At 70.6% G+C, this 5,218-nt stretch carries 4 protein-coding genes and 1 tRNA gene; 2 read left to right on the top strand and 3 right to left on the bottom strand.

Features of this window, described 5'->3' with window-relative positions; all coding sequences use genetic code 11:
• Positions 1-148 precede the first annotated feature (148 nt).
• The gene (pyk, locus tag C6N75_RS12980; protein WP_105869039.1) at positions 149-1,576 is read left to right on the top strand and encodes a pyruvate kinase; all 1,428 of its coding nucleotides are present in this window, start codon (positions 149-151) and stop codon (positions 1,574-1,576) included.
• 264 nt (positions 1,577-1,840) lie between these two features.
• On the opposite strand, the gene C6N75_RS12975 is transcribed toward pyk, so the two are convergent.
• Positions 1,841-1,926 (bottom strand) — tRNA-Leu (locus tag C6N75_RS12975).
• Positions 1,927-2,020: 94 nt separating this feature from the next.
• Here C6N75_RS12975 and C6N75_RS12970 point away from each other — a divergent pair.
• Positions 2,021-2,674 (top strand): ANTAR domain-containing response regulator, encoded by a 654-nt coding sequence (locus C6N75_RS12970; protein WP_105869038.1) that lies wholly within the window; start codon positions 2,021-2,023, stop codon positions 2,672-2,674.
• A gap of 80 nt (positions 2,675-2,754) precedes the next feature.
• On the opposite strand, the gene C6N75_RS12965 is transcribed toward C6N75_RS12970, so the two are convergent.
• Positions 2,755-4,203, bottom strand: coding sequence for an alpha/beta hydrolase family protein (locus C6N75_RS12965; protein ID WP_258177387.1), 1,449 nt, complete (start codon positions 4,201-4,203; stop codon positions 2,755-2,757).
• A gap of 177 nt (positions 4,204-4,380) precedes the next feature.
• On the bottom strand, positions 4,381-5,097 hold the full coding sequence (locus tag C6N75_RS12960; protein ID WP_105869037.1) for an ABC transporter ATP-binding protein: 717 nt from the start codon (positions 5,095-5,097) through the stop codon (positions 4,381-4,383).
• Between the last annotated feature and the right edge of the window lie 121 nt (positions 5,098-5,218).

The raw sequence follows: 5,218 nt of genomic DNA, 5'->3' as shown, positions 1-5,218 counted from the left end.
CCCTCTGACCCCTCCCGACCCCCTCTCCGGCGCTCATCAGAGCACCCCTCCGCCCACTTCAACACTTGTCAAAAGCCCCAGAGGAAGGGTCGTTGAACAGTCACCCCATCCCAAATACCTACCCATCGGTAAGCCATAGGCTCGCCCCATGCGCCGAGCCAAAATCGTCTGCACCCTAGGCCCCGCAACGGACACATACGAGCAGATCAAGACCCTGATCGAAGCCGGAATGGACGTCGCCCGCCTCAACCTCAGCCACGGCACCTACGCCGAACACGAACAGCGCTACAGCCACGTCCGCAAAGCCGCCGAGGAAACCGGCCGCAGCGTCGGCGTCCTCGCCGACCTTCAAGGCCCGAAGATCCGCCTCGGCCGCTTCCAGGAAGGCCCCGTACTCCTCGAACGCGGCGACACCTTCACCATCACCACCGAACCCCACCCCGGCGACCGCCACACCTGCTCCACCACCTACACCGGCCTCGCCGCCGACGTCACCCCCGGCGAACGCGTCCTCGTCGACGACGGCCGCGTCACCCTCGAGGTCACCGGCGTCGAAGGCCCCCGCATCACCACCACCGTCATCGAGGGCGGGCTCGTCTCCGACCACAAGGGGCTCAACCTCCCCGGCGTCGCCGTCTCCGTCCCCGCCCTCTCCGACAAGGACACCCAAGACCTCCGCTGGGCCCTGCGCACCGGCGCCGACATCATCGCCCTCTCCTTCGTCCGCACCGGCGAGGACATCGGCGACGTCCACCGCATCATGGACGAGGAGGGCCGCCGCCTCCCGGTCATCGCCAAGATCGAGAAGCCCCAGGCCGTCGAGAACATCGACGCCATCGTCGCCGCCTTCGACGGGATCATGGTCGCCCGCGGCGACCTCGGCGTCGAGATGCCGCTCGAACAGGTCCCCATCGTCCAGAAGCGCGCCGTCAAGCTCGCCAAGCGCAACGCCAAGCCCGTCATCGTCGCCACCCAGATGCTCGACTCGATGATCGACAACTCCCGCCCCACCCGCGCCGAGGCCTCCGACGTCGCCAACGCCGTCATCGACGGCACCGACGCCGTCATGCTCTCCGGCGAGACCAGCGTCGGCCGCCACCCCACCGAGACCGTCCGCACCATGAGCCGCATCGTGCAGGCCGCCGAGGAGGACATCCTCGCCAAGGGGCTCCCGCCGCTCACCGAACGCAGCAAGCCCCGCACCCAGGGCGGTGCCGTCGCCCGCGCCGCCGCCGAGATCGGCGACTTCCTCGACGCCCAGTACCTCGTCGCCTTCACCCAGTCCGGCGACACCGCCAAACGCCTCAGCCGCTACCGCTCGCCCATCCCCCTGCTCGCCTTCACCCCCGACCCCGACACCCACGCCCAGCTCACCCTCACCTGGGGCGTCGAGACCTTCCTCGGCCCGCACGTCGACTCCACCGACGCGATGGTCGCCCAGGTCGACGAACACCTCCAGGCCATCGGGCGCTGCGCCAAGGGCGACGTCATCATCATCACCGCAGGCTCCCCGCCCGGCGTCTCCGGCTCCACCAACCTCGTCCGCGTCCACCACATCGGCGAGAGCCTCACCTGAGAGCCCCTGCGAGCGGCGACCCCGCTCGGTGCCTCGGCCCGACGTGCGCGTCCATCGACATCACCGCAGGCTCCCCGCCCGGCGTCTCCGGCTCCACCAACCTCGTCCGCGTCCACCACATCGGCGAGAGCCTCACCTGAGAGCCCCTGCGAGCGGCGACCCCGCTCGGTGCCTCGGCCCGACGTGCGCGTCCATCGACACGGCGGACGCGCGTCGGGCGACGAAAAAGCGGACGGTCACCAGGAGGTGAGCATCCGCGTGCTGTGGTGCCGGGTGCGGGACTCGAACCCGCAAGCCCTCTCGGGCAGATGTGTTTGAGACATCCGTGTATGCCATTCCACCAACCCGGCCGGGTCGCTGGTCGGAGTGTACCTGGTGTCCATGCTCCCGGGCAGCTAGGTAGGCTCTGGGGGAGCTGAAACCGCCGTGATACGAGGAGCCCCCGTGACCGCGCCCGAGTCGCCCCAGCCCCCCGCCGACGACGACACGTCGCACGTCCCGCCGCTGACGACCCGCGTCGTCATCGCCGAGGACGAAGCCCTCATCCGCATGGACCTCAAGGAGATGCTGGAGGAGGAGGGCTACACGGTCGTCGGGGAGGCCGGGGACGGCGCCCGGGCGGTGGAGCTGGCCCAGGAGCTCCGCCCGGACCTGGTGATCCTGGACGTGAAGATGCCCGTCCTGGACGGCATCTCGGCGGCCGAGCGGATCGCGGGGGAGTCCATCGCGCCGGTGCTGATGCTGACCGCGTTCTCGCAGCGCGACCTGGTGGAGCGGGCTCGCGACGCGGGCGCGATGGCGTATCTGGTGAAGCCCTTCAGCAAGAGCGACGTGGTGCCGGCCATCGAGATGGCGGTGTCCCGGTTCGCGGAGCTGCGGGCGCTGGAGCAGGAGGTCGCGGACCTCTCGCAGCGGCTGGAGACGCGCAAGCTGGTGGACCGGGCGAAGAGCATCCTGCAGACGCAGTACGGGCTGACGGAGCCGGCGGCGTTCCGGTGGATCCAGAAGACGTCGATGGACCGGCGGATGTCGATGCAGCAGGTGGCGGAGGCCGTGATCGAGGACGCGGAGGAGAAGAAGGCCGCGAAGGGGCAGTAGGGGAGGCCCCTCGGGCGGGGTGGGAATCGGCCCGTCCCTCGGCCTGTGTGGTCCCTCGGAGGCGGCGCGGAGCGCGGGGCTCAGCCGCGTACCTTCTGCTGGAGCCAGTCGAAGACGGTCTCGCAGTAGTGCTGCGGGGCCATCGGGGAGCAGTGGAGCTGGGCGCCTTGGGCACGGGTCATCTCGACGTAGTCCTTGTCGCTGCGGATGAGGTCGTAGAGGGTGCGCGCCTGGCCCGGGAAGAACTGGTCGTCTTCGAAGTCGACGACGAGGGCGGGGCAGCGGATGCGCCCGGCGACCTTGCTGATGTCCATGTCGACGAGGACGCGGGCGGGGGTCCAGAAGTCCGTGAAGAGTTCGCCCTGGCGGGCTTGGCGCATGACGGCGGCGTCGTAGGGCTCGAAGCGCTTGTTGAGGGTGAAGTAGTCGCTCTTGGGGATGTCCGGCGCCGCTTCCTCGTTCCAGATGCGGTTGGTCTCCTCCTTGGTGGGGGCGAGGACCTCGCGGATCTCGGGCGGGAAGGCGTTCCAGGGGGCGACGACGCCGGGACCGGCGACGACGGCGGCGAGGCGTCGTTCGAAAGCGGCGGCGCGGGGGGCGAGGACGCCGCCGAGGCTGAGGCCGGTGAGGGCGATGCGGTCGGGGTTGACGTCGTCGCGGGCGGTGAGCCAGTCGACGATGGGGGTGACGACGCGCTCCCAGCGGGGGGTGAAGGGGACGCCGTCGACGAAGAGGAGCTGCCCCTGGCCGGGGCCGTCGTAGACGAGGGCGTTCCAGTCGCGGCGTAGGGCTTCGGCGACGCCGTAGGTCCACATGTCGACGTTCTGGCCGTCGCTGCCGTTGGTGAGGATGACGGTGGGCCGGCGTCCGGTGGCGCCTTCGGGGCGGAAGAACCAGAGCGGCATGCGGGCGTCGCCATAGGGGAGGGTGGCGGTGACGGCCGGCGGGGTGAGGGTGCGGGTGAAGGTGTCGAAGGAGTCGCGCCCGGCCTGGTAGAGGCGTTGCTCGCGGTCGGGTTCGGCGCTGCCGAGGACGAAGTAGAGGGCTTGCTCGTAGTAGGCGGAGGAGCGCAGGGCGCGGAAGCCCTGGGTCTGCGGCTCGTCGTCCTCGCCCGCGCCCTGCGCCTGTTTTGCGAGGCGGTCGCCCCAGGAGCGGAAGGTCTCGGTGTAGCTCTGGTTGTTCACGCCGGCCTGGTTGATGGCGTTGACGGCGGTGAGGGTCTCGCCGACTTCAGTGGCGCCTTCGCCGGCGGCGCCGAGGGCGAAGAGCGCCTGGAAATTGAAGTCGGGGTCGTCGAAGAGCTGCATGGCGCCGGGGGCGGCGTCGCGTTCGGCGGCGCCGGGGCTGGTGCTGCCGCTGGGGCTGCCGGTGGGCTGGGCGGCAGCGGTGCCGGTGGTGCCGCCGGTGGCGGTGGTGCAGCCCGCGAGGGCCGGGAGGGCGGCGGCGCCGGCTCCGGCGGCGAGGGTGGTGAGCAGGCGGCGGCGGGTGGGGGCGCCGTCGGTGGCCTCGGGTGCCGGGTTGACGTCCATGCGGTACGGCCCTTTCTGCCGGGAGGGCGCGTGCCGGCCCTTTGCTCGTACGGTAGGCCGGGCTGGCCGGGTGCGGCCTGCGGTGCTGCGCCGTACGGAGTCGGGGCGGGTGCGTCCGTGGGCCCGCCCGGCGTCGATCGCGCCGGACGGGCCCACGGGGGTGGTGGTGCGGGTGGGTCAGTCCTCGCCGAGGTAGGCCTTGCGGACGGACTCGTCGTGCAGGAGGTCCTGTCCGGTGCCGGAGAGGACGACCTTGCCGATCTCCATGACGTGGCCGTGGTCGGCGAGCGCGAGAGCGGCCTGGGCGTTCTGCTCGACGAGCAGGATGGTGGTGCCCTGGGCCTTGAGCTCGGCGATGGTGGCCATGATCTTCTGCATCATGATCGGGGAGAGGCCCATGGAGGGCTCGTCGAGCATGAGCAGCTTGGGCTGGGACATCAGGGCCCTGCCCATGGCGAGCATCTGCTGCTCGCCGCCGGAGAGGGTGCCGGCGGCCTGCTTGCGGCGTTCCCCGAGGATGGGGAAGAGGTCGTAGGCGCGCTGGACGTCCTTGTCGATGCCGGCCTTGTCGTTGCGGAGGAAGGCGCCGAGGAGCAGGTTGTCCTCGATCGACATGCGCGGGAAGATGTGCCGTCCTTCGGGGGAGTGCGCGAGTCCAAGGGAGACGATCTTGTGGGCGGGGGTCTTGCGCAGGGACTTGCCCTCGAAGCGGATGGAGCCGCCGACCGGCTTGATGAGGCCGGAGAGGGTGCGCAGGGTGGTGGTCTTGCCGGCGCCGTTGGTGCCGATGAGGGTGACGACTTCGCCGGCGTCGACGGTGAAGGAGATGCCCTTGACGGCTTCGATCTTGCCGTAGGCGACGCGCAGGTCCTCGACTTCGAGCAGTGCGGTCATGCGTCGTTCTCCTTGCGGGGGCCGGAGGACGGGGTGGTGTCGTCGCCAGGGGTGGTGTCCGGCGTGGTGGTGTCGTCGTCCGGGGTGGTGGTGTCCGCCGTGGTGATGGCGGGGGTGGGGC

Source organism: Streptomyces solincola (genome assembly GCF_002982015.1).
GTDB lineage: Bacteria > Actinomycetota > Actinomycetes > Streptomycetales > Streptomycetaceae > Streptomyces > Streptomyces solincola.
Note: the sequence above shows the minus strand (reverse complement) of the source record. Positions and strands in the feature narration are given on the sequence as shown.